We start from the raw sequence: 18,262 nt of genomic DNA on the forward strand, positions 1-18,262 counted from the left end.
ATCCTCAGGTGACCCGGGAGCGGAGTGTGTGGAAGAGGCGTAGGCCGGCGATTCAGATCAAGAGCACTGACCAGATCGAGCTCATGCGGGCCGCCGGACTGGTCGTGGGACGGACGCTGGAGCGGCTGAAAGAGGCCGTGAAGCCCGGGATGACCACCGCCGACCTCGATGGCATCGCCGAGGAATCGATCCGCTCAGAGGGCGCCACACCGTCGTTCAAGGGCTATCAGGGCTTTCCCGCGACGATCTGCACCTCGGTCAACGAAGAGATCGTGCACGGCATCCCCAGCGCCGCCAAGGTGCTGAAGGACGGCGACATCATCTCGATCGACTGCGGGGCCATCGTCGAGGGCTGGCATGGCGACTCCGCACTGACGGTGGCGGTCGGTGAGATCACCGCCGAGCGGCAGCGGCTGATGGACGTGTGCGAGGAGTCGCTGTGGCACGGCCTCGCGGCCGGCCGGGCCGGTGCCCGGCTCAGTGACATCGGCCATGCGATCGAGACCTACATCCGCGCCCAGGGACCCTACGGCATCGTCGAGGGCTACACCGGGCACGGCATCGGCACCGAGATGCACATGGACCCGGTGGTCCCCAACCACGGGTCGCCCGGCCGGGGGCCGGAGCTGGTGCCCGGAATGTGCTTCGCGGTCGAGCCGATGGTCAATCTCGGCTCCCGGCACACCTGGGAGCTCGAGGACGGCTGGACGGTGGTGGCCCAGGACGGGCGGCCTTCCGCGCACTTCGAGCACACGTTCGCGGTGACCGGGGACGGCCCGTGGGTGCTGACGGCCCTGGACGGCGGGCGTGACCGCATCGCGGAACTCCACGGCGAAGACGCGCGTCCTACCGGGTGAGGGGTGCCGATGCGCCACGGGTGCCCAAGTTGTGCGAGTTCCGATCGCGTGGAGGGATGACGGATGCCGCCGAATCCAGAGATACGGGCGTCCGACGCCGATCGTGACAGGGTCGCCGCGGCACTTCGTGAGCACTGCGCGGAGGGCCGGATCACCATGGACGAGCTGCACGAGCGGCTCGAGACCGTCTACGCCGCGAAGACCGTGGGCGCGTTGCAGGACGTGACGGCCGACCTTCCCGAGACCGATCTCTACGAGCTTCCGGTGCCCGCCACCCGCAAGGCCACCATGGCACCGGCACACCGCCAGTCCGGCGCGCTCGACCGCCCGGCCGCGCGGAACCCCCTGGCCGTCTACGCGGCGGTCAACCTGGTCACGTTCACGATCTGGCTGATCTCCTGCGTCGCCAGTGGCAGCGTGCTGTTCCCCTGGTGGATCTTCGTCGCCGGCCCCTGGGGCGTGGCCATCCTCGCCGGGATCCTCTCCGGCTCCAGAGGCCGCAGGAGCTGACGGGGCCCGGCCCGCAGCCGGTGGGCGGGCAAGGGATCGCCCGGGGCCGCAGGGCGATCCCGGGGCCTTGAGAGACACCTTCTAGGCGCTCTCGCGCACGGCGACCGCCAGCGCCGACACGACCGTACGAGGTTCCGGGGCCACCTGCGGGACGATCTCGCGCAGCGCGAGCCAGCCGTTGATCGCCCGCGAGGTCGGGCCGGCCTCCCTGATCTGCGGGTCGTCGATCCCGTACCACGCGGCGACCTGGGACCAGCGCCACAGCCGGTGGCGCGGGGTCGTGGTCTCGGAGGTGGGGAAGTTGCCGGGGCCGCGCGCTCCCTTGACCGACAGCCGCACCGACTCGATCGTGCGGCCGACGCGCTCGGCGATGTCGCGCATCGACAGCAGCGGGTCCGCCTCGACCCGAAGCGCCCGCAGACCCGGCGCGCTGGCCTCGATGTGGCCGATGACCTCCATGACCGCCGCCGCCAGCGACCCCGCCTCCCATGAGCATCCGGCCTGGCCGGGGTGCTCGGCCTGCTCGGGCCCTCGCACGAAGCCGACCGTGACGTTCCCCTGGGTACGATGGAACAGCGGATCCAGCTCTTGCTCGAACAGCGGTCGGCTGAGGATCAGCTCGAAGTCGTAGCCCGGCATGCCGATCCTCCTCGTGCGTACACCCCTGTTGGAAACCCGCAACCAGCGTACGACCCGGCGAACCGCCGCCGCGCCCGCCACGACGGCGGTGGCATATCACCCCGCCGGATGTGCGACAATTTCACATTCACCGACCGGGTGACGTACACTCTTTTGTCGGTCCACTTTCGATGCCCTGTGTGCGCGCTTCCGCGCGGCCCGAGGGGGTGTGAGGTGGCGGGTTCGCCCGCCGCGAGGACCGATCCCAGATGAGCCGACCAGCGAAACGCGGAGGATATGGCCAAGAAAGAAGGGGCCATTGAGATCGAAGGCGTCGTCGTCGAGTCGCTCCCGAACGCGATGTTCCGGGTGCAGCTGGACAACGGGCACAAGGTCCTCGCCCACATCAGCGGCAAGATGCGGATGCACTACATCCGGATCCTGCCGGACGACCGCGTCGTCGTGGAGCTGAGCCCCTACGATCTCACGCGTGGCCGGATCGTCTACCGCTACAAGTAAACCTACTGGGGTTGCCTTCTCCATCTCCCGGCGAGACGGAGACGACCCTGTGTATGCGGGGAGTTTCCCCGTACGTGAGGAGACTCCAGTGAAGGTCAAGCCGAGTGTCAAGAAGATCTGCCAGAAGTGCCGGGTGATCCGTCGCCACGGCCGAGTCATGGTCATCTGCTCGGACCCACGGCACAAGCAGCGTCAGGGCTAGCGCCCTGCCGGGCCGGTGGCCCGGCACGACGCGAAAGGTCCGTACCGGACCGCCGTACAAATGAAGACACGCTTCGCAGCTCTCGCGCGGCCGCGCCGTACGTTCCAGCCGGACCCCCGGCCGGAGCCGTACGGCACAGTTGTGAGAGAGGGACCCCCGGTCGGAGGCCGGGGCCCGCGCCCGGGCAGGGGCGGGGTGGCGATGCGTCAGACCTCCGCGACATGAAGGGAACTGCCCGACGATGGCACGCCTCGTTGGTGTCGACCTCCCGCGCGACAAGCGCCTAGAGGTCGCTCTCACTTACATCTATGGCGTCGGCCGCACGCGCGCGCTGGAGACCCTGAAGGAAACCGGTATCAGCGGTGACCTGCGGGTTCACCAGCTCGGCGATGACGAGCTGGTGCAGCTGCGCGACTGGATCGAGACGAACTACAAGGTCGAGGGTGACCTCCGCCGAGAGGTTCAGGCCGATATCCGACGCAAGATCGAGATCGGTTGCTACCAGGGCATCCGGCACCGCCGTGGTCTTCCCGTGCACGGTCAGCGCACGCAGACCAACGCCCGTACCCGCAAGGGCAAGAAGAAGACCGTGGCCGGCAAGAAGAAGGTCGGCAAGAAGTAGCCCTCCGGGGCCCGCCTGTCGCGGCCCTCGCAGGGACCGATGACCTCAGGAGTAAAGAGAGCAGATGCCTCCTAAGAGCCGAGTCGGCGCCAAGAAGGTGCGCCGCAAGGAAAAGAAGAACGTCGCTCACGGGCACGCCCACATCAAGAGCACGTTCAACAACACGATCGTCACGATCACAGACCCGATGGGGAACGTGATCTCCTGGGCCTCCTCAGGCCACGTGGGCTTCAAGGGCTCGCGTAAGTCGACGCCGTTCGCCGCCCAGCAGGCGGCGGAGTCCTGTGCCCGCCGCGCCATGGAGCACGGCATGCGCAAGGTGGACGTCTTCGTCAAGGGCCCGGGCTCGGGCCGCGAGACCGCCATCCGGTCGCTGCAGGCGACCGGCCTCGAGGTGGGCTCGATTCAGGACGTCACGCCTGTGCCGCACAACGGTTGCCGGCCGCCGAAGCGCCGCCGGGTCTGAGAGGTTACGGAGAAATGGCTCGATACACCGGCGCCGACTGCAAGCTGTGCCGTCGCGAGAAGATGAAGCTGTTCCTCAAGGGCAGCAAGTGCGAAGGGCCCAAGTGCCCGATCGAGATCCGGCCCTACCCGCCGGGTGAGCACGGCCGCGGTCGCCCCAAGGAGACCGAGTACCTCGTGCAGCTGCGGGAGAAGCAGAAGGCCCGCCGCATCTACGGGGTGCTGGAGAAGCAGTTCAGCAACTACTACAAAGAGGCCAACCGCCGTCAGGGCCGTACGGGTGAGAACCTGCTCAGCCTGCTCGAGCGGCGCCTCGACAACGTGGTCTACCGCGCGGGCTTCGCCAAGAGCCGCGACATGGCCCGCCAGCTGATCCGCCACGGCCACTTCCTGGTCAACGGCAAGAAGGTCGACATCCCCTCGTTCCTGGTGAACGAGCGGGACATCGTCGAGGTCCGGCCGAAGTCGATCGAGGACACCCCGTTCGCGGTGGCCCGCGCCGAGGTCGGCGAGCGTCCGGTCCCGGCCTGGCTCGAGGTCGTCGGCGAGAAGATGCACATCCTGGTGCACGCGCTTCCGGTCCGGCAGCAGATCGACTCGCCGGTGCAGGAACAGCTCATCGTCGAGTACTACTCGAAGTAGTGGCTTTCCCGGACGGTGGCCTTGCCACCGTCCGGGACCAGCGCAGATCCCAACGGCGGCGTAACGTCGGAGGGAAGAAGACACGCGGCAGTCAAATAGCGGGCGCCGCGGGAAGGAACAGCCATGCTCATCGCTCAGCGTCCCACTCTCACCGAAGAGCAGGTCGACGAGTTCCGGTCGCGGTTCACCATCGAGCCGCTCGAGCCGGGCTTCGGTTACACGATCGGCAACTCGCTGCGTCGTACGCTGCTCTCCTCGATCCCCGGTGCGGCCGTCACCAGCATCCGGATCGAAGGTGTCCTGCACGAGTTCTCCACCGTCCCGGGGGTCAAGGAGGACGTCACCGACGTCATCCTGAACCTCAAGGAGCTCGTCGTCTCCTCCGAGCACGACGAGCCGGTCGTGATGTACCTGCGCAAGCAGGGCCCCGGTGTGGTCACCGCGGCCGACATCGCGCCGCCGGCGGGTGTCGAGGTGCACAATCCCGACCTCCACATCGCCACGCTGAACAACAAGGCGAAGCTGGAGATGGAGCTCACCGTCGAGCGTGGCCGGGGCTACGTGTCCGCCGCTCAGAACAAGCAGCCGGGCCAGGAGATCGGCCGGGTTCCGATCGACTCGATCTACTCGCCCGTGATGAAGGTCACCTACAAGGTCGAGGCGACCCGAGTCGAGCAGCGCACCGACTTCGACCGGCTGATCCTGGACGTCGAGACCAAGGCGGCGATGCTGCCGCGCGACGCGGTCGCGAGCGCCGGGAAGACGCTGGTCGAGCTCTTCGGCCTGGCCCGTGAGCTCAACGTCGAGGCCGAGGGCATCGACATGGGCCCGTCGCCGACGGACGCCGCCCTCGCGGCGGACCTGGCGCTGCCCATCGAGGAGCTCAACCTCACGGTCCGGTCGTACAACTGCCTCAAGCGTGAGGGCATCCACTCCGTCGGAGAGCTGGTCGCCCGCAGCGAGCAGGACCTGCTGGACATCAGGAACTTCGGTGCCAAGTCCATCGAAGAGGTCAAGCAGAAGCTGATCGAGATGGGGCTGTCGCTCAAGGACTCCCCGCCCGGGTTCGACCCGAGCGCGGCGGCGGACAACTACGGCGACGACGACCAGAGCTACGCCGAGACCGAGCAGTACTAAGAAATCAGCTATCGGCGGCGCCACTTCCGGCGCCGCCGGACTGACATCGGTACCTGATACGGCCGATGCAGGTGGAACAGGAGAACCAAGCCATGCCGAAGCCCACCAAGGGTGCACGTCTCGGTGGAAGCCCCGCGCACGAGCGGCTCATTCTGGCGAACCTCGCCACGTCGCTGTTCGAGCACGGCCGCATCAAGACGACCGAGACCAAGGCGCGGCGGCTGCGCCCGCTGGCGGAGAAGCTGATCACCAAGGCGCGGCGCGGCGATATCGCGGCCCGGCGGCAGGTGCTGACGGTGATCCGGGACAAGAACGTCGTCCACACGCTCTTCGCTGAGATCGGCCCGCGGTTCGAGAACCGCGACGGCGGTTACACCCGGATCACGAAGGTCGGTCCGCGCAAGGGTGACAACGCGCCGATGGCCGTGATCGAGCTCGTTGAGGAGTCGGCCACCGGCGCTCCGGCGCAGGCGGTCCGGACCGCCCCGGTGCCGACCGCCAAGGCCGCTCCGGCGACCGAGACCGAGGCCAAGGCCGACGACGAGGCCGAGGTCGAGGAGAAGACGGCACCGGCGGCCGAGGAGACCGAGGCCGACACGGCCAAGGGTGACAAGGCCGAGGGCGACAAGTAACGCTCTTCGCCCGACGCGACCGAGCCCGCCGCCCTGATACGGGACGGCGGGCTCGATCTTTGAAAGACTTCTCCCATGGTCAGGACTCGGGGAGCAATCGTTTTCAGGGGAGTGGTGGCGCGGCATATGCCCGGCGATCATCATCATCCAACGGGTGAGAGGTACCGGTGTCGGAGAAGCGAGCCCCGACCGATATGACCGCTCTGGTAAGACTCCGGCTCGATATCGGGTACGACGGGTCGGAGTTCGCGGGCTGGGCTCGTCAGCCCGGTCAAAGAACCGTCCAGGGCGTCATCGAGGACGCGCTCGCCAGACTGCTCCGGCTCGATCCGCCTCCGGTGCTCACCGTGGCGGGGCGTACCGACGCCGGAGTGCACGCACGCGGCCAGGTCGCCCATGTCGTCGTGCCCTCAGCCCCGTACACCCAGATCAACGGCACCATGCCGCGCCGGCTGGCGGGGCTGCTTCCGCCCGACGTGCGGGTCTGGCGGGTCACCGCGGCCCCCGAGGGCTTCGACGCGAGGTTCTCCGCGCTGTCCCGGCGTTACGTCTACCGGGTGAGCGACGATCCCGTCGGTGTCGAGCCGCTGCGCCGCCACGACATGGTGTGGCATCCGCGCCCGCTCAATCTGGACCGCATGAACGCCGCGGCGGCGCTGCTGGTCGGTGAGCACGACTTCGCCGCCTTCTGCCGCCGCCGCGAGGGCGCGACCACGATCCGGCGGCTGCTGCGGTACGAGTGGGCTCGCGAGCACGAGCACGAGCGCGTCGCGGTCGCGACGGTGGAGGCCGACGCCTTCTGCCACTCGATGGTGCGGGCCCTCGTGGGAGCGCTGCTGGTGGTCGGTGACGGCCGCCGGGACGTTGAGTGGCCGGCCGAGGTCCTGGCCGCACGGATCCGCGATTCCGCCGTCAACGTGGCCCCGGCGCATGGGCTGTCGCTCGAGGAGATCCGCTATCCGGGCGACGAGGCACTGGCCCGGCGGGCCCAGGAGACCCGGCGGGTACGGACGCTCAACGCCTCGGCCGCCAACGCCTCGGCCGCCAACGGCACGGGGGCGGGCGGGACGGGGGCGGGCGGCACCGCTGCCGGTGGCACTGCGTCTTGTGGCACCGGGGCCGAGGCGTCCACGGTCCCGCCGCCCGGCGAGGCGTCGGCGGCCGCCTGCCAGGGGGGTACGGCCGGGCTGTAGTGCCAGGAGCGTGGCCCGGCTATCCGGCGCGCCTCTCGATCGGCCGCACGGCGTAGGCGATGAACTGGCGGGTCAGGCTCCTCAGTGCCTGATCCGCCGCGTTCGGCCGGGTGCCGTCCACGTACTGCGCGTAGGAGTAGATGATGTAGCGCCCTCGTACGGTGCTGGACGCGTAGCCGCCGGCCTGGTCGATCTTCGTCGCGACCTTGCCGCGCATGCCGCGGAACCACTCGTACCGGCTGGGGTCACCGGCCTTGTTCGCGGTCAGCGCCGCGGCGCGGGTGGGCATGACCGCGACGCCCGTGGTGACGGCGTACTTCTTGCCGTTGACGTACGTCGCGCGCACCACGCTGCGGCATTTGCCGCGCTCCAGTGCCGCGGCCATCGCCCCGCGTGCCGCCAGGCCGCACTGGTGGTTGACCGAGATCTTGTCCTGCTTGTACGTGCGGCCGCCCAGGCTGATCGTGCTGGAGGGGAAGACCTCGGTGAACGCGAGCGGCCGCCGGTCGGTCCGCTCGCTGTCGATGCTCGTGACCGCCGTCCGGCCGGGTCGCGGGGTCGCTGTACTGGGCTGCGCCAGCGGCGCGGCGACCGACTGCCGGGGCGCCGGCGTGGACGGGGCGGCGCGCTCGGCCGGACCGCTCGCCGCCTTGACCCCGATGAAGGCCAGTGAGATCAGGAGGACGGCCGCGGCCCCGCCGCCGACCACGAGCAGTCTGCGGCGACCGCCTCGGCCCGGTGCCGGCGGCCCGCCCATCGGCGATGGCGCCCCGCCGTCCGGCGGACGGGCCGGGGCCGTCATGGCGCCGAGAGCCTCCGAGGGCGCGCCCTGAGGGGCCGTGGGCGGCATGGTGGCCGTGGCGGTTTCTCCGCCGGCCGGGTACGGACCCGCGGCGCGCAGGCGGGCGGCGAAGTCGGCCCGGGAGGCGGCCGCCGATGCGGTCATGTCGAAAGCGGGTGCCGCCTCGGACGGCGGGCTCATCCCCGTGGACGTGGGCACGTTCGACGGCGGCCCACCGAACGCCCCACCCGGCACGGCCGCCGGCTCGGCCTGCTCGATGATCGGGATGCCGTCGGGGTCGGTGTCGAGGAAGTCCGGAGACCCGGTCTCTTTCGGCCGGCGCTGAGGCTGGGCGGTGGGCAGCGCGCCGCGGGTGTCGAAGGCCGCGATCCCGGGCCCGGCCACGAGCATGTCCGGAGAGGACGGCATGACCTGCGGCGCCGACGATTCGGGCGTGCGCCAGGCCGGTGCGGCCTCGTCGGCATGCTGAACGTCGTCGGTGTCCGCGGCCGAGTATGTCCCGTCGGTCTCGTCGGCCACGGGTGCCGTCTCCCACCACGGGGCCTTGGGCCCGTCCAGGTGGTCCACGGTGCGGGCCCGCGGTGACGCGGGCTCGTCGAGTGGCTCGGGAATGGGCTGCGGGAGGCCGGCGTTACCGAAGCTCGGCGGGGCGGCGGGCACCTGGGGCTGCGGCGCCGCCCCGCTCTCTGCTTGCGGCGCCTCGACGGGCTCAGGCGTCTCTTCACGACCAGACATAGGCAATCAGCGTATTCGTAGTGGTTACTTTTGGAGGGGTTTGCCCACGTTTCCCCGGTAGTTCAGGGCTTCGAACAGGCCGCTGCCGAGCATCACGTCCTGGCCGAACTTGGAGATCGCGCGGTGCTGGCTGGAGGGGATGTCCTTGCCGCTCGGTTGCTGCACCCAGGTCATCAGGAGGTAGTGGCCCTTGGACTGGAAGGTCCCGAGCGCGCTGCCCTTGCCGATCGTCCTGGTGATGCCCGGGCCGGGGACCGGCCGGACCCAGGCGTCCTTGGCGCTCCAGACGCGCGTCGCCGCTCTGGCGGCGGTGGCGTTGCGCAGGTTGGCCACGCCGACGGTGCCGATGAGCCTGCCGTCGGCGGAGGCGAACGTGGCGCGCATCACCTGGTTGCAGGATCCGCGCCGGAGCGCCGTCACCAGCCTGGTGCCGTTCACCGTTCTGGCGCAGTCACGGTCCGCGCGCCGGGCCGTCATGGTGTACCGGTTCGCCCCCACCTTGAAGGTGCGGCGCCGGAAGATCTCGGCCAGCGTCAGCGCCCTGGCGTCGGTGGTCCGGCTGTTGCCGAGGCCGCCGATCGGGCGCGTGGGGGTGGCACTGACCGACGGAGCGGTCGGCGACTGCGGAGTGGCCGGCGCCTTCGCCGACTGCGCGGCGGGATTGTTCTCGAGCGCGTTCGAGATGCCGATGCCGCCGCCGATGAGCACGATGCCGGCCAGGACCGCGGCACCGGCGATCAGCGGCAGGTTGCCCTTGCGGCCCGGCGGTGTGGGACCGCGGTGGCCGGGCTCGCTGCGCCGGGAGCGCCCATCGTGGCTCCGGGCGGGCCGATCATCGCCCGGGCCGCCCGGCCCATAGGGGCCCGGCCCGTAGGGACCGGAGTCGTAGGGCCCCGGGTTCTGAGGCCCCGAGTCGTGCGGCGCCGAGTCATGAGGCGGCGAGTCATGAGGCCCCGGTTCGTAGGGGCGCGGTTCGTAGGGGCCCGGCTGGTAAGGCCTCGTCTCGTGTTCGCGCCCGCGCTCGTACGGGTCGGCGGGGCCATGGGCGTCGTCGGGCCTGGGGGTGAACGGGCCGTCGTCCGGTGGGGGGTCGAGGGGACTCCGGCCGTGGGGAGCGGTGCCGGATCGCGGTCGTCCGGGGCTGTACGGCGATTGCGGCGACTGCTCTGGTGGCCAGCCGCCGGGTTGGCCTTGATTACCCGGGTAATTCATAGAAAGGGACCCTATCGGTGGATTTGTGGGGATTAGACGTCGTCAACCGGTGCTCGCCATGAGGGCTCTGAGCCACGATGGCATGGCCCGGGCGTGCCGCGCCCGGTGTCCGAGGACGGGCCCTACTCCCAGCCGAAGTCCTGCGTCCACCACGGGCCGCCGGGGGCGAAATGAGCCCCGACGCCGATCGCGCGCAGGTCGCAGTTGAGGATGTTGGCGCGGTGCCCGGGGCTCTTCATCCAGCCGGCCATGACGGCGGCGGGGGTCGAATAGCCCTTCGCGATGTTCTCCGCTCCCGGGCTCAGGTAGCCCGCCGCCTTGATCCGGTCCACGAAGGTGGAGCCGTCCGGCGCGTCGTGCGAGAAGTAGTCGCGCGCCGCCATGTCCGCCGAGTGCCGCCGGGCGGCGGTGCGCAGGCGGGCGTCCACTTTCAGCGGGCCGCATCCGGCCTTGGCCCGCTCGCGGTTGGTCAGTTGGGCGACGGTCTCCTCGACGCCGCCACCGGCACTCACCACCGTCCGCCGGGTCGGCGACGCTGAGGGCGCGGACGACCGGCGGGCCGGCTCGGGGGGCCGGTGGATCCGCTTGAGGGGAGGGGTCGGCTCGGTGGTCTGGAACGAGGTGGGCGGAGCGGCCGGGGCGGCGGGCGCCTCGCCGTCGGCGGCGGTCGGGGCCGTCGTCCCGGTGGGACGCTCCTGGAAGACGAGTTGCGTTTCCGGTTCGGTGAGAAGCAGTCGGTCCGCGGTGAATCCGGCACTCAGCGCCAGGGCGGCTAGGGCCAGTGCGGACACTGCCGTGCGGTTCCTGGACAGGGGGCCCTCCCGGGGGTAAAGCTGACCGCACCGCACTCTATACCTACATATACGGATGAAGGCCTGGTGATCAAATATGATTCGCCGGCCTTGATCGGCCCCGGAGTGGTCGAGACACCGCTCCGCATAAGGCATACTTGAGGGTGGCTGGAAGCCCGTCACCAACGACTTGCTTTGACCCATGCCCGTCCGGCTGGGTATCCTGCTCGTTCGTTGTCTGTGTCGGTGTGCCTCCGAGGCCCCGGCCACCCCAGGCCGTCAGGTCGGACGAGTTCCGAGCGGCGCGACCAGGATTCCGCTGAGAAGTCGACAAGAAACGAAGGCTTACGACCGTGCGCACGTACACCCCTAAGCCCGCTGACGTGCAGCGTCAGTGGCACGTCATCGACGCGACCGATGTCGTGCTGGGTCGCCTCGCCAGCCAGGTCGCCACCCTGCTTCGGGGAAAGCACAAGCCGATCTACGCGCCGCATCTCGACACGGGTGACTTCGTCATCATCGTGAACGCGGACAAGGTGGCGCTCTCCGGCAACAAGCGCGAACAGAAGCGCGCCTACCGGCACTCGGGCTACCCCGGCGGTCTCCGCTCGATCAGCTACGGCGACCTGCTGGACAAGCACCCCGAGCGCGCGGTCGAAAAGGCCATCAAGGGCATGCTCCCCAAGAACTCGCTCGGCCGGAAGATGTTCGGCAAGGTCAAGGTCTATGCCGGCCCCGAGCACCCGCACAAGGCGCAGCAGCCGGTGCCGTTCGAGATCACCCAGGTCGAGCAGTAGTCCGAGGATCGGTGGCGGCCGCCGCGGCGGCCCAGGACCGCAACGGGCCAACCCAAAAGGAACTTAGGAGAATCGTGGCCGAGTCCACCGGTATCGAGACGCCCGTCGACGGCGTAGAAGCAGACGCCTTCGGCGAAGAGGCACTCTCGGAGTACACCAGCGAGACCCCGCAGAGCGAGGCCGACGAGCCCGCGCCCGCGGTGGCGGTCGGCCCCGCCGGTGCCACCGGCCGCCGCAAGGAGGCCATCGCGCGCGTCCGGATCATCCCCGGCTCCGGCAACTGGACGATCAACGGTCGCACCCTCGATCAGTACTTCCCGAACAAGGTGCACCAGCAGATCGTCAACGAGCCGTTCGTGACGCTGGGCGCCGAGGGACAGTTCGACGTCATCGCCCGTGTGCACGGCGGTGGGGTGACCGGCCAGGCCGGTGCGCTGCGACTGGGCATCGCCCGGTCCCTGCAGCTCGCCGAGCCCGATCACCGGCCCGCGCTCAAGAAGGCCGGGTTCCTCACCCGTGACCCGCGGGCCAAGGAACGCAAGAAGGCCGGCCTCAAGAAGGCCCGTAAGGCTCCGCAGTACAGCAAGCGCTGACTTGTCCGTATCGGGCCGCCCGCTGACGCGTGGCGGCCCGACGCGTTTTCCTGCGCCTGGGAGTTGATGGTGGGTCGTCTTTTCGGAACCGACGGTGTCCGCGGTGTCGCCAACCGGGATCTCACGGCACGGCTGGCGATGGATCTGTCCGTCGCCGCCGCCAGGGTGCTCGGTGAGGCCGGTGCGTTCAAGGATCACCGCCCGGTGGCCGTCCTGGGCCGGGATCCGCGCGCCTCGGGGGAGTTCCTCGAGGCCGCGGTCGCCGCGGGCCTGGCCAGTGCCGGTGTCGACGTTCTGCGGCTCGGTGTCCTGCCGACCCCGGCCGTGGCCTACCTGACGCACGATCTGAACGCCGATCTCGGCGTCATGCTGTCGGCCTCGCACAACCCCGCTCCCGACAACGGCATCAAGTTCTTCGACCGCAGCGGCTTCAAGCTCGCCGACGAGATCGAGGACGCCATCGAGGCGCACCTGGGGGACCCGTGGGACCCCCCGACCGGGGCCGACGTCGGCCGGATCCGTGACGCCGAGGGCGCCGCGGAGCGGTACATCGAGCACCTGCTGTCCACCCTGAGCGGCTCGCTCGAAGGGCTCCGCGTGGTGGTCGACTGCGCGAACGGCGCCGCGACGACCGTGGCGCCGGAGGTGCTGCGCCGCGCCGGCGCCGAGGTCGTGACGATCGGGGCAGCTCCCGACGGGCTCAACATCAACTCCGGCTGTGGCTCGACCCACCTCGAGGCGCTGCGGGCCGCGGTCATCGAGCACGGCGCGCACGCCGGCATCGCCCATGACGGCGACGCCGACCGCTGCCTGGCCGTCACCGCGTCGGGCGAGACGGTCGACGGCGACCAGATCATGGCGATCCTCGGACTCGAGCTGCGCGACGCCGGGCTGCTGCCGGGCGACACGGTCGTGGCGACGGTGATGTCCAATCTCGGCTTCAAGCTGGCCATGCGCGACGCCGGGATCAAGGTCGTCGAGACGGCGGTCGGCGACCGTTATGTCCTCGAGGCGATGAAGGACGGCGGCTTCGCCTTCGGCGGTGAGCAGTCCGGCCATGTGATCATGTTGCGGCACGGGACGACCGGCGACGGCGTGCTGACCGGGATGCACCTGCTCGCGGCGATGGTCCGCAGAGGCCGGCCGCTGGACGAGCTGGCAAAGATCATGACCCGGCTGCCGCAGGTGCTCGTCAACGTGCGCGGTGTCGACAAGACCCGCCTCGGGGCCTCGGCGGAGCTCGCCGATGCGGTCTCGGCCGCCGAGGCCGAACTCGGCGAGACCGGGCGGGTGCTGATCCGGCCGAGCGGCACCGAGCCGATGGTGCGGGTCATGGTTGAGGCGGCCTCCGAGGACCAGGCCCAGGCCATCGCCGACCGCCTCGCCGGCACGGTCCGGCACGCCCTCTGAGTCAGCCCGCCATTCAACTCAGCAGCGGGAGAGGAAGTCCTCGAGGGCGGTGTGATCGGCTTGGGTCACCGGCAGGTCGTACTCCGCCGCCACCGCGACGAACTTGATCGCATAGGTGCACTGGTAGGACTTCTGCGGTTTCCACTCACCGGGACCGGAGTCGCTCTTCTGCTGGTTGGGCCGGCCCCACACCGCGAGCAGGTTGCCGGTGTCGTTGGCGAACTTCTCCCGCTTGGCGGCGTCCCAGCCGTCGGCGCCCATCCGCCAGGCGAGCCCCAGCGGATAGATGTGGTCGATCTGCACCTCGGTGGCCCGGGACTTGCTGAAGCTGATGTCCTTGCCGGTGTAGGGGTCGTCGAGCCGTCCGGCGACCACCACGCAGCGACCGCGCTTCTCGACGCCGTCCAGGTCGCGGGCGAGCACGTCGTTGCGCTGGTCGCAGCCGTTGCGGTCGGTGTCCTTCCAGCGCTGGCCGAATCGGTCGCGTTCGTAGCCGCTCATGTCACCGGCCCCGGTCACGCGCAGGTCGTCGAGCCGTTTCTGCGCCTGAGTCGCGCTCCGGCCACCGGGTGTCCGAGGAGCGGCGGAGCCGCCTTCCGGGCTCGTCACATCGACGCTGCATCCGGCCAGCAGCACGACGATCGCCCCGGCCGCCACACCGGCTCGGTGACGCCGCCTTCCTTTACGGCACCCGCTTTGTAGTTCCATGACCGCAATGTCGCACACAACCGATCTGTGTGCTCGTGCCGAGGGAAGGGCTCGGATACGGCACCATGGCTCCGTGCTGCATTTGCGTGTGATCGTGCCTGACGGCCGGACCGACACGGTCTGCGAGATGCTGGCGCGGCATCCGGGGGCCACCAACGTGGTCGTGCTGCCGGGTGCGGCCCGTGAGCCCAAGGGTGACGTGGTCATGGCCGACGTCGCCCGTGAGGCCGCCAACGAGATTCTCGAGGAGCTCCGGCGGCTCGGCATCGACCACGATGGTTCCATCGCGATGGAGCGCGTGGACCTTTCGCTGTCCCACGCCGCCGAGACCGCCGAGCGCGAGGCGCCCGGACACGGCAGCGACGCCGTCGTCTGGGAGGAGCTCGACCGGCAGACGGCCGAGGACAGTCGGCTGACCTGGTCGTTCGTTGCCTTCCTCGCGCTGTCCACACAGCTCGCGGCCATCGCAGCGCTCATCGACTCGCCGATTCTGATCGTCGGCGCGATGGTGCTCGGCCCCGAGTTCGGCACCGTCGCCGCCATCTCGTACGGGATGATCTTCCGCGACGTCCGGCGCATCGCCACCGCCGCGCGCACGCTCGCCATCGGGTTCCTCATCGCCATCGCGATCACGACCGTGTGCGCCCTCGTCAGCAGGTGGATCGGCGTGATCGAACTCAGCGAGCTGCCCAAGGAGCGTCCGCTCACCGGCTTCGTCTACAAGCCCGACCGATGGTCGTTCATCGTCGCGATCCTGGCCGGCGCGGCGGGGGTCCTGTCGCTCACCGCCGACAAGTCGTCGGCGCTCGTGGGCGCGTTCATCTCGGTCACCACGGTGCCCGCGGCCGGCAACATCGCCGTCGGGGTGGCGCTGCGGCACTGGAACGAGGTCGGCGGTTCGGCCCTGCAACTCGCGGTCAACGTGGGCGGCATGATCATCGCGGGGGTGGTCACCCTGCTGGTGCAGAAGACGTTGTGGGATCTGGTCCGGAAGAGGGGCGTACGTACACCCGCAGGATGAGGACCGGAGCGTCCTCCCTCCACTAGGTTCGAGGCATGCCGATCATCGCTACCCAGGGCCTGACGATGAGGTTCCCGGGGGTCACCGCCCTCGAAGACCTCACCGTCGCGGTCGACTCCGGGGTCGTGGGACTCGTCGGCGCGAACGGCGCGGGCAAGTCGACGCTGATCAAGATCCTGCTCGGGCTGATGCCCCCGACGAGCGGGCACGCGGCCGTACTGGATCTCGACATCCATCGCCAGGGTGAGCGGATCCGGGAACGGGTCGGCTTCATGCCCGAGTACGAGTGTCTCCCGCCGGACGTCTCCGCCACCGAGTTCGTCGTCCACATGGCCCGCATGTGCGGGCTGCCACCCACCGCGGCGCGGGAGCGGGCGGCCGACACGCTGCGCCACGTCGGGCTGTACGAGGAGCGTTACCGCCCCATCGGCGGCTACTCGACCGGGATGCGGCAGCGCGTCAAACTGGCCCAGGCGCTCGTGCACGACCCGCAGCTGGTCTTCCTGGACGAGCCGACCAACGGTCTCGACCCGGCCGGGCGCGACGAGATGCTGGCACTCATCCGGCGCATCGGCACCGAGTTCGGCATCAGCGTCCTCGTCACGTCGCACCTGCTCGGCGAGCTCGAGCGGGTCTGCGACCACATAGTGATCATCGACGGCGGGAAGCTGCTCCGATCTCAGGCCGTCGCGGCGTTCACGGAGGTCAGCGGGACGCTGGTGGTCGAGGTGGACGAGGGGCGCGACCAGCTGAGCGGCAAGCTGGCCGGTTCGGGGCTCGCCGTGCGTCCCGAGGGCCGTTTCCTGCTGATCGAGATCGCCGACGAGTCGACCTTCGACCTCGTCCGTGACGGTGTCGCCGAACTCGGGCTCCGCCTGATCCGGATGGAACAGCATCGCCACCACATCGAAGAGGTCTTCGCCGCCCCGGCGGGGCCGACCGGAGTCACGCCATGACCAGCCCCCTCACCCCCTCGACGATCCACGACATCGGCTATCGCCACTACGAGGGCAGGCGGCTCGGCCGGTCGTACGTCATCCGATCGCTGTTCGTGCACAACCTGCGGGCCGTATACGGGCTCGGCCGGCCGGCCAGGGCCAAGGTGATGCCGTTCCTGCTGGTGGCGATCATGATGCTGCCGGCGGCGGGCAGCGTGGCGGTGCTCGCCATCACCAAGGAGCCGTCCACGCTCATCCGCTACGCCGCCTACGCCGTCCTCCTGCAGCCCATCGTGGCCATCTTCCTGGCCACCCAGGCTCCGGTGATCGCCTCGCGCGAGCTGCGGTTCCACGTGGTGCCGCTGTACTTCTCGCGGCCGGTGGGCTCGTTCGACTTCGTGCTGGCGAAGTTCGCGGCGTTCGTGACGGCGATCTTCGCGCTGCTGGCGACCCCGGTGACGCTGCTGTACGTCGGCGCGCTGGTCACCCGGCCGTCGGAGGAGACGCAAGCGCCGGCGATGCCGAGCGTCGGCGCGCAGACCACGGACTACCTCGGCGGGATGGCCGGCTGCGCGGTGTTCGCGTTCGTCCTCGCCGCCTTCGCGTTGGTGATCGCGGCGTTCACCCCGCGCCGGGGGTTCGGGGTGGCCGCGGTCATCGCGGTGTACCTGCTGAGCAGCGCCACCGTCGGGCTCGTGCAGTTCATCGCTCTGTACAACAACAACTACGATGCGGCCGGGTGGGCCGGGCTGTTCACCCCGTTCAACCTGGTCGACGGCGTGCAGGTGGGCCTGTTCGGTGCAAGCGGCTCGACGCCGCAGGGGCCGCCCGACGGGATCGGCGGGCCGGTGTTCGCGCTGGTCTGCGCCGCCGTGGTCGCGGGGGCGCTGGCGGTCCTGTACGGCCGGTTCCGGAAGGCGGGTCTGTCGTGAGCGTGCTGGAGCTGCACCAGGTGTCCCGGTGGTACGGGAACGTCGTGGCGGTCAACGGGATCTCGATGACCGTCGGGCCGGGCGTGACCGGCCTGCTCGGCCCGAACGGTGCCGGCAAGTCCACGGTGATCCACATGATGGGCGGATTCCTCGCGCCCTCGTCCGGTGGGGTGACTCTGGACGGGGCTCGGATCTGGAAGAACCCGGACGTCTACCGGCACATCGGGCTCGTGCCCGAGCGCGAGTCGGCCTACGACTTCCTGACCGGCTGGCAGTTCACGCTGGCCATGGCCAAGCTGCATAAGCTGCCCCAGCCGGGGGCGGCGGCGCAGCGGGCGCTCGCCCTGGTCGAGATGGAACCCGCCAAGGACCGGGTGATCGGCACCTACTCCAAGGGCATGAAGCAGCGGATCAAGATGGCCTCGGCGCTCGTGCACGACCCGCCGGTGCTGCTGCTCGACGAGCCCTTCAACGGCATGGACCCGCGTCAGCGCCTGCAGCTGATGGATCTGATCCGCCGGATGGCGGCCGAGGGCCGCACCGTGCTGTTCAGCTCGCACATCCTCGAGGAGGTCGAGCGGCTGGCCAGCCATATCGAGGTGATGGTCGCCGGCCGGCACGCCGCCTCCGGCGACTTCCGTGCCATCCGGAGGTTGATGACCGACCGTCCCCATGTGTTCATCGTCCGCTCCGCCGACGACCGCAGGCTGGCGTCGGCGATTATCGCCGACGGGTCCGCGCGGAGCGTCCAGCTGAGCGAGGGCGGCCTGCGGGTCGAGGCGGTCGACTTCCGCAGGTTCACGTGGCTGCTGCCCCAGCTGGCGCACAAGGAGAACGTGCGGCTGTGGGAGGTCTCGCCGGCCGACGAGTCCCTGGAGAGCGTCTTCTCGTACCTGGTGGCGTCATGAACCGGATCGGCTCCGGGA

At 69.8% G+C, this 18,262-nt stretch carries 21 protein-coding genes and 1 pseudogene; 17 read left to right on the forward strand and 5 right to left on the reverse strand.

Annotated elements, in window-relative coordinates; translation table 11 throughout:
* The first annotated feature begins 26 nt into the window (after positions 1–26).
* Positions 27–857 carry a type I methionyl aminopeptidase gene (gene map, locus HKK74_RS03465; protein ID WP_187241569.1) on the forward strand — a complete coding sequence of 277 codons (831 nt, stop codon included), beginning with the start codon at positions 27–29 and terminating at the stop codon, positions 855–857.
* A gap of 63 nt (positions 858–920) precedes the next feature.
* Positions 921–1,367 (forward strand): DUF1707 SHOCT-like domain-containing protein, encoded by a 447-nt coding sequence (locus HKK74_RS03470; RefSeq protein ID WP_187241571.1) that lies wholly within the window; start codon positions 921–923, stop codon positions 1,365–1,367.
* Positions 1,368–1,448: 81 nt separating this feature from the next.
* Here the strand turns inward: HKK74_RS03470 and HKK74_RS03475 are convergent, their stop codons facing one another.
* A complete protein-coding gene (locus HKK74_RS03475) occupies positions 1,449–2,006 on the reverse strand; it encodes a hypothetical protein (protein ID WP_187241573.1) in 558 nt (185 codons plus the stop codon).
* A gap of 276 nt (positions 2,007–2,282) precedes the next feature.
* Between HKK74_RS03475 and infA the strand changes: the two genes are divergently transcribed.
* From infA to truA, 8 genes and pseudogenes are all read left to right on the forward strand, one after another.
* Complete coding sequence (infA, locus tag HKK74_RS03480) at positions 2,283–2,504, forward strand: translation initiation factor IF-1 (RefSeq protein WP_187234325.1); 222 nt, start codon at positions 2,283–2,285, stop codon at positions 2,502–2,504.
* An 88-nt stretch (positions 2,505–2,592) separates the two neighbouring features.
* Complete coding sequence (gene rpmJ / locus HKK74_RS03485) at positions 2,593–2,706, forward strand: 50S ribosomal protein L36 (protein ID WP_018657566.1); 114 nt, start codon at positions 2,593–2,595, stop codon at positions 2,704–2,706.
* A gap of 241 nt (positions 2,707–2,947) precedes the next feature.
* On the forward strand, positions 2,948–3,328 hold the full coding sequence (gene rpsM, locus HKK74_RS03490) for a 30S ribosomal protein S13 (protein WP_187241575.1): 381 nt from the start codon (positions 2,948–2,950) through the stop codon (positions 3,326–3,328).
* Between the two features lie 64 nt (positions 3,329–3,392).
* Positions 3,393–3,794 (forward strand): 30S ribosomal protein S11, encoded by a 402-nt coding sequence (rpsK, locus tag HKK74_RS03495; protein ID WP_187234327.1) that lies wholly within the window; start codon positions 3,393–3,395, stop codon positions 3,792–3,794.
* Positions 3,795–3,808: 14 nt separating this feature from the next.
* Positions 3,809–4,435: a 30S ribosomal protein S4 gene (gene rpsD / locus HKK74_RS03500; RefSeq protein WP_187241577.1), complete on the forward strand. Its 627-nt coding sequence runs from the start codon at positions 3,809–3,811 to the stop codon at positions 4,433–4,435.
* Positions 4,436–4,558: 123 nt separating this feature from the next.
* The gene (locus HKK74_RS03505) at positions 4,559–5,572 is read left to right on the forward strand and encodes a DNA-directed RNA polymerase subunit alpha (protein ID WP_187241579.1); all 1,014 of its coding nucleotides are present in this window, start codon (positions 4,559–4,561) and stop codon (positions 5,570–5,572) included.
* A gap of 92 nt (positions 5,573–5,664) precedes the next feature.
* Positions 5,665–6,204: a 50S ribosomal protein L17 gene (gene rplQ / locus HKK74_RS03510; protein ID WP_187241581.1), complete on the forward strand. Its 540-nt coding sequence runs from the start codon at positions 5,665–5,667 to the stop codon at positions 6,202–6,204.
* Positions 6,205–6,398: 194 nt separating this feature from the next.
* Positions 6,399–7,235 (forward strand): annotated as a pseudogene (gene truA, locus HKK74_RS03515) (tRNA pseudouridine(38-40) synthase TruA); the annotation flags it as partial.
* A gap of 181 nt (positions 7,236–7,416) precedes the next feature.
* Here the strand turns inward: truA and HKK74_RS03520 are convergent.
* From HKK74_RS03520 to HKK74_RS38945, 3 genes are all read right to left on the reverse strand, one after another.
* Positions 7,417–8,934 (reverse strand): hypothetical protein, encoded by a 1,518-nt coding sequence (locus HKK74_RS03520; RefSeq protein WP_187241583.1) that lies wholly within the window; start codon positions 8,932–8,934, stop codon positions 7,417–7,419.
* 24 nt (positions 8,935–8,958) lie between these two features.
* Entirely contained in the window at positions 8,959–10,146 is a 1,188-nt protein-coding gene (locus tag HKK74_RS03525) for a hypothetical protein (RefSeq protein WP_187241585.1), read from the reverse strand.
* 122 nt (positions 10,147–10,268) lie between these two features.
* Positions 10,269–10,937 carry a CAP domain-containing protein gene (locus HKK74_RS38945; protein WP_312881212.1) on the reverse strand — a complete coding sequence of 223 codons (669 nt, stop codon included), beginning with the start codon at positions 10,935–10,937 and terminating at the stop codon, positions 10,269–10,271.
* A gap of 353 nt (positions 10,938–11,290) precedes the next feature.
* On the opposite strand from HKK74_RS38945, the gene rplM reads away from it, so the two are divergent.
* The 3 genes from rplM to glmM all read left to right on the forward strand — a co-directional run bounded on the left by rplM (position 11,291) and on the right by glmM (position 13,737).
* Positions 11,291–11,734: a 50S ribosomal protein L13 gene (gene rplM, locus HKK74_RS03535; RefSeq protein WP_187241587.1), complete on the forward strand. Its 444-nt coding sequence runs from the start codon at positions 11,291–11,293 to the stop codon at positions 11,732–11,734.
* A 74-nt stretch (positions 11,735–11,808) separates the two neighbouring features.
* Entirely contained in the window at positions 11,809–12,327 is a 519-nt protein-coding gene (gene rpsI / locus HKK74_RS03540) for a 30S ribosomal protein S9 (protein WP_187241589.1), read from the forward strand.
* Positions 12,328–12,396: 69 nt separating this feature from the next.
* A complete protein-coding gene (gene glmM / locus HKK74_RS03545) occupies positions 12,397–13,737 on the forward strand; it encodes a phosphoglucosamine mutase (protein ID WP_514130589.1) in 1,341 nt (446 codons plus the stop codon).
* 18 nt (positions 13,738–13,755) lie between these two features.
* Here the strand turns inward: glmM and HKK74_RS03550 are convergent, their stop codons facing one another.
* Entirely contained in the window at positions 13,756–14,394 is a 639-nt protein-coding gene (locus HKK74_RS03550; RefSeq protein WP_312881213.1) for an HNH endonuclease family protein, read from the reverse strand.
* 124 nt (positions 14,395–14,518) lie between these two features.
* Between HKK74_RS03550 and HKK74_RS03555 the strand changes: the two genes are divergently transcribed.
* From HKK74_RS03555 to HKK74_RS03570, 4 genes are read left to right on the forward strand one after another with little or no spacing between them, the layout of a single operon-like run.
* Complete coding sequence (locus tag HKK74_RS03555) at positions 14,519–15,466, forward strand: DUF389 domain-containing protein (RefSeq protein WP_187241594.1); 948 nt, start codon at positions 14,519–14,521, stop codon at positions 15,464–15,466.
* A 35-nt stretch (positions 15,467–15,501) separates the two neighbouring features.
* Positions 15,502–16,422: an ABC transporter ATP-binding protein gene (locus HKK74_RS03560; RefSeq protein WP_187241596.1), complete on the forward strand. Its 921-nt coding sequence runs from the start codon at positions 15,502–15,504 to the stop codon at positions 16,420–16,422.
* Positions 16,419–17,336, forward strand: coding sequence for an ABC transporter permease (locus HKK74_RS03565; RefSeq protein ID WP_187241597.1), 918 nt, complete (start codon positions 16,419–16,421; stop codon positions 17,334–17,336). The genes HKK74_RS03560 and HKK74_RS03565 overlap by 4 nt, the downstream gene beginning before the upstream one ends.
* Positions 17,333–18,244 (forward strand): ABC transporter ATP-binding protein, encoded by a 912-nt coding sequence (locus HKK74_RS03570; RefSeq protein ID WP_187241599.1) that lies wholly within the window; start codon positions 17,333–17,335, stop codon positions 18,242–18,244. Before HKK74_RS03565 ends, HKK74_RS03570 begins: the two co-directional genes overlap by 4 nt.
* Positions 18,245–18,262: the final 18 nt, after the last annotated feature.

The sequence above is a fragment of the Actinomadura alba genome (assembly GCF_014323705.1).
In the GTDB taxonomy this organism is placed as follows: Bacteria; Actinomycetota; Actinomycetes; order Streptosporangiales; family Streptosporangiaceae; genus Actinomadura_C; species Actinomadura_C alba.

Coding starts and splice junctions, on each gene's coding strand:
- HKK74_RS03470 (WP_187241571.1), top strand. CDS start 921: ATGCCGCCGAATCCAGAGATACGGGCGTCCGACGCCGATCGTGACAGG.
- HKK74_RS03475 (WP_187241573.1), bottom strand. CDS start 2,006: ATGCCGGGCTACGACTTCGAGCTGATCCTCAGCCGACCGCTGTTCGAG.
- infA (WP_187234325.1), top strand. CDS start 2,283: ATGGCCAAGAAAGAAGGGGCCATTGAGATCGAAGGCGTCGTCGTCGAG.
- rpsM (WP_187241575.1), top strand. CDS start 2,948: ATGGCACGCCTCGTTGGTGTCGACCTCCCGCGCGACAAGCGCCTAGAG.
- rpsK (WP_187234327.1), top strand. CDS start 3,393: ATGCCTCCTAAGAGCCGAGTCGGCGCCAAGAAGGTGCGCCGCAAGGAA.
- rpsD (WP_187241577.1), top strand. CDS start 3,809: ATGGCTCGATACACCGGCGCCGACTGCAAGCTGTGCCGTCGCGAGAAG.
- HKK74_RS03505 (WP_187241579.1), top strand. CDS start 4,559: ATGCTCATCGCTCAGCGTCCCACTCTCACCGAAGAGCAGGTCGACGAG.
- rplQ (WP_187241581.1), top strand. CDS start 5,665: ATGCCGAAGCCCACCAAGGGTGCACGTCTCGGTGGAAGCCCCGCGCAC.
- HKK74_RS03520 (WP_187241583.1), bottom strand. CDS start 8,934: ATGTCTGGTCGTGAAGAGACGCCTGAGCCCGTCGAGGCGCCGCAAGCA.
- HKK74_RS03525 (WP_187241585.1), bottom strand. CDS start 10,146: ATGAATTACCCGGGTAATCAAGGCCAACCCGGCGGCTGGCCACCAGAG.
- HKK74_RS03560 (WP_187241596.1), top strand. CDS start 15,502: ATGCCGATCATCGCTACCCAGGGCCTGACGATGAGGTTCCCGGGGGTC.
- HKK74_RS03565 (WP_187241597.1), top strand. CDS start 16,419: ATGACCAGCCCCCTCACCCCCTCGACGATCCACGACATCGGCTATCGC.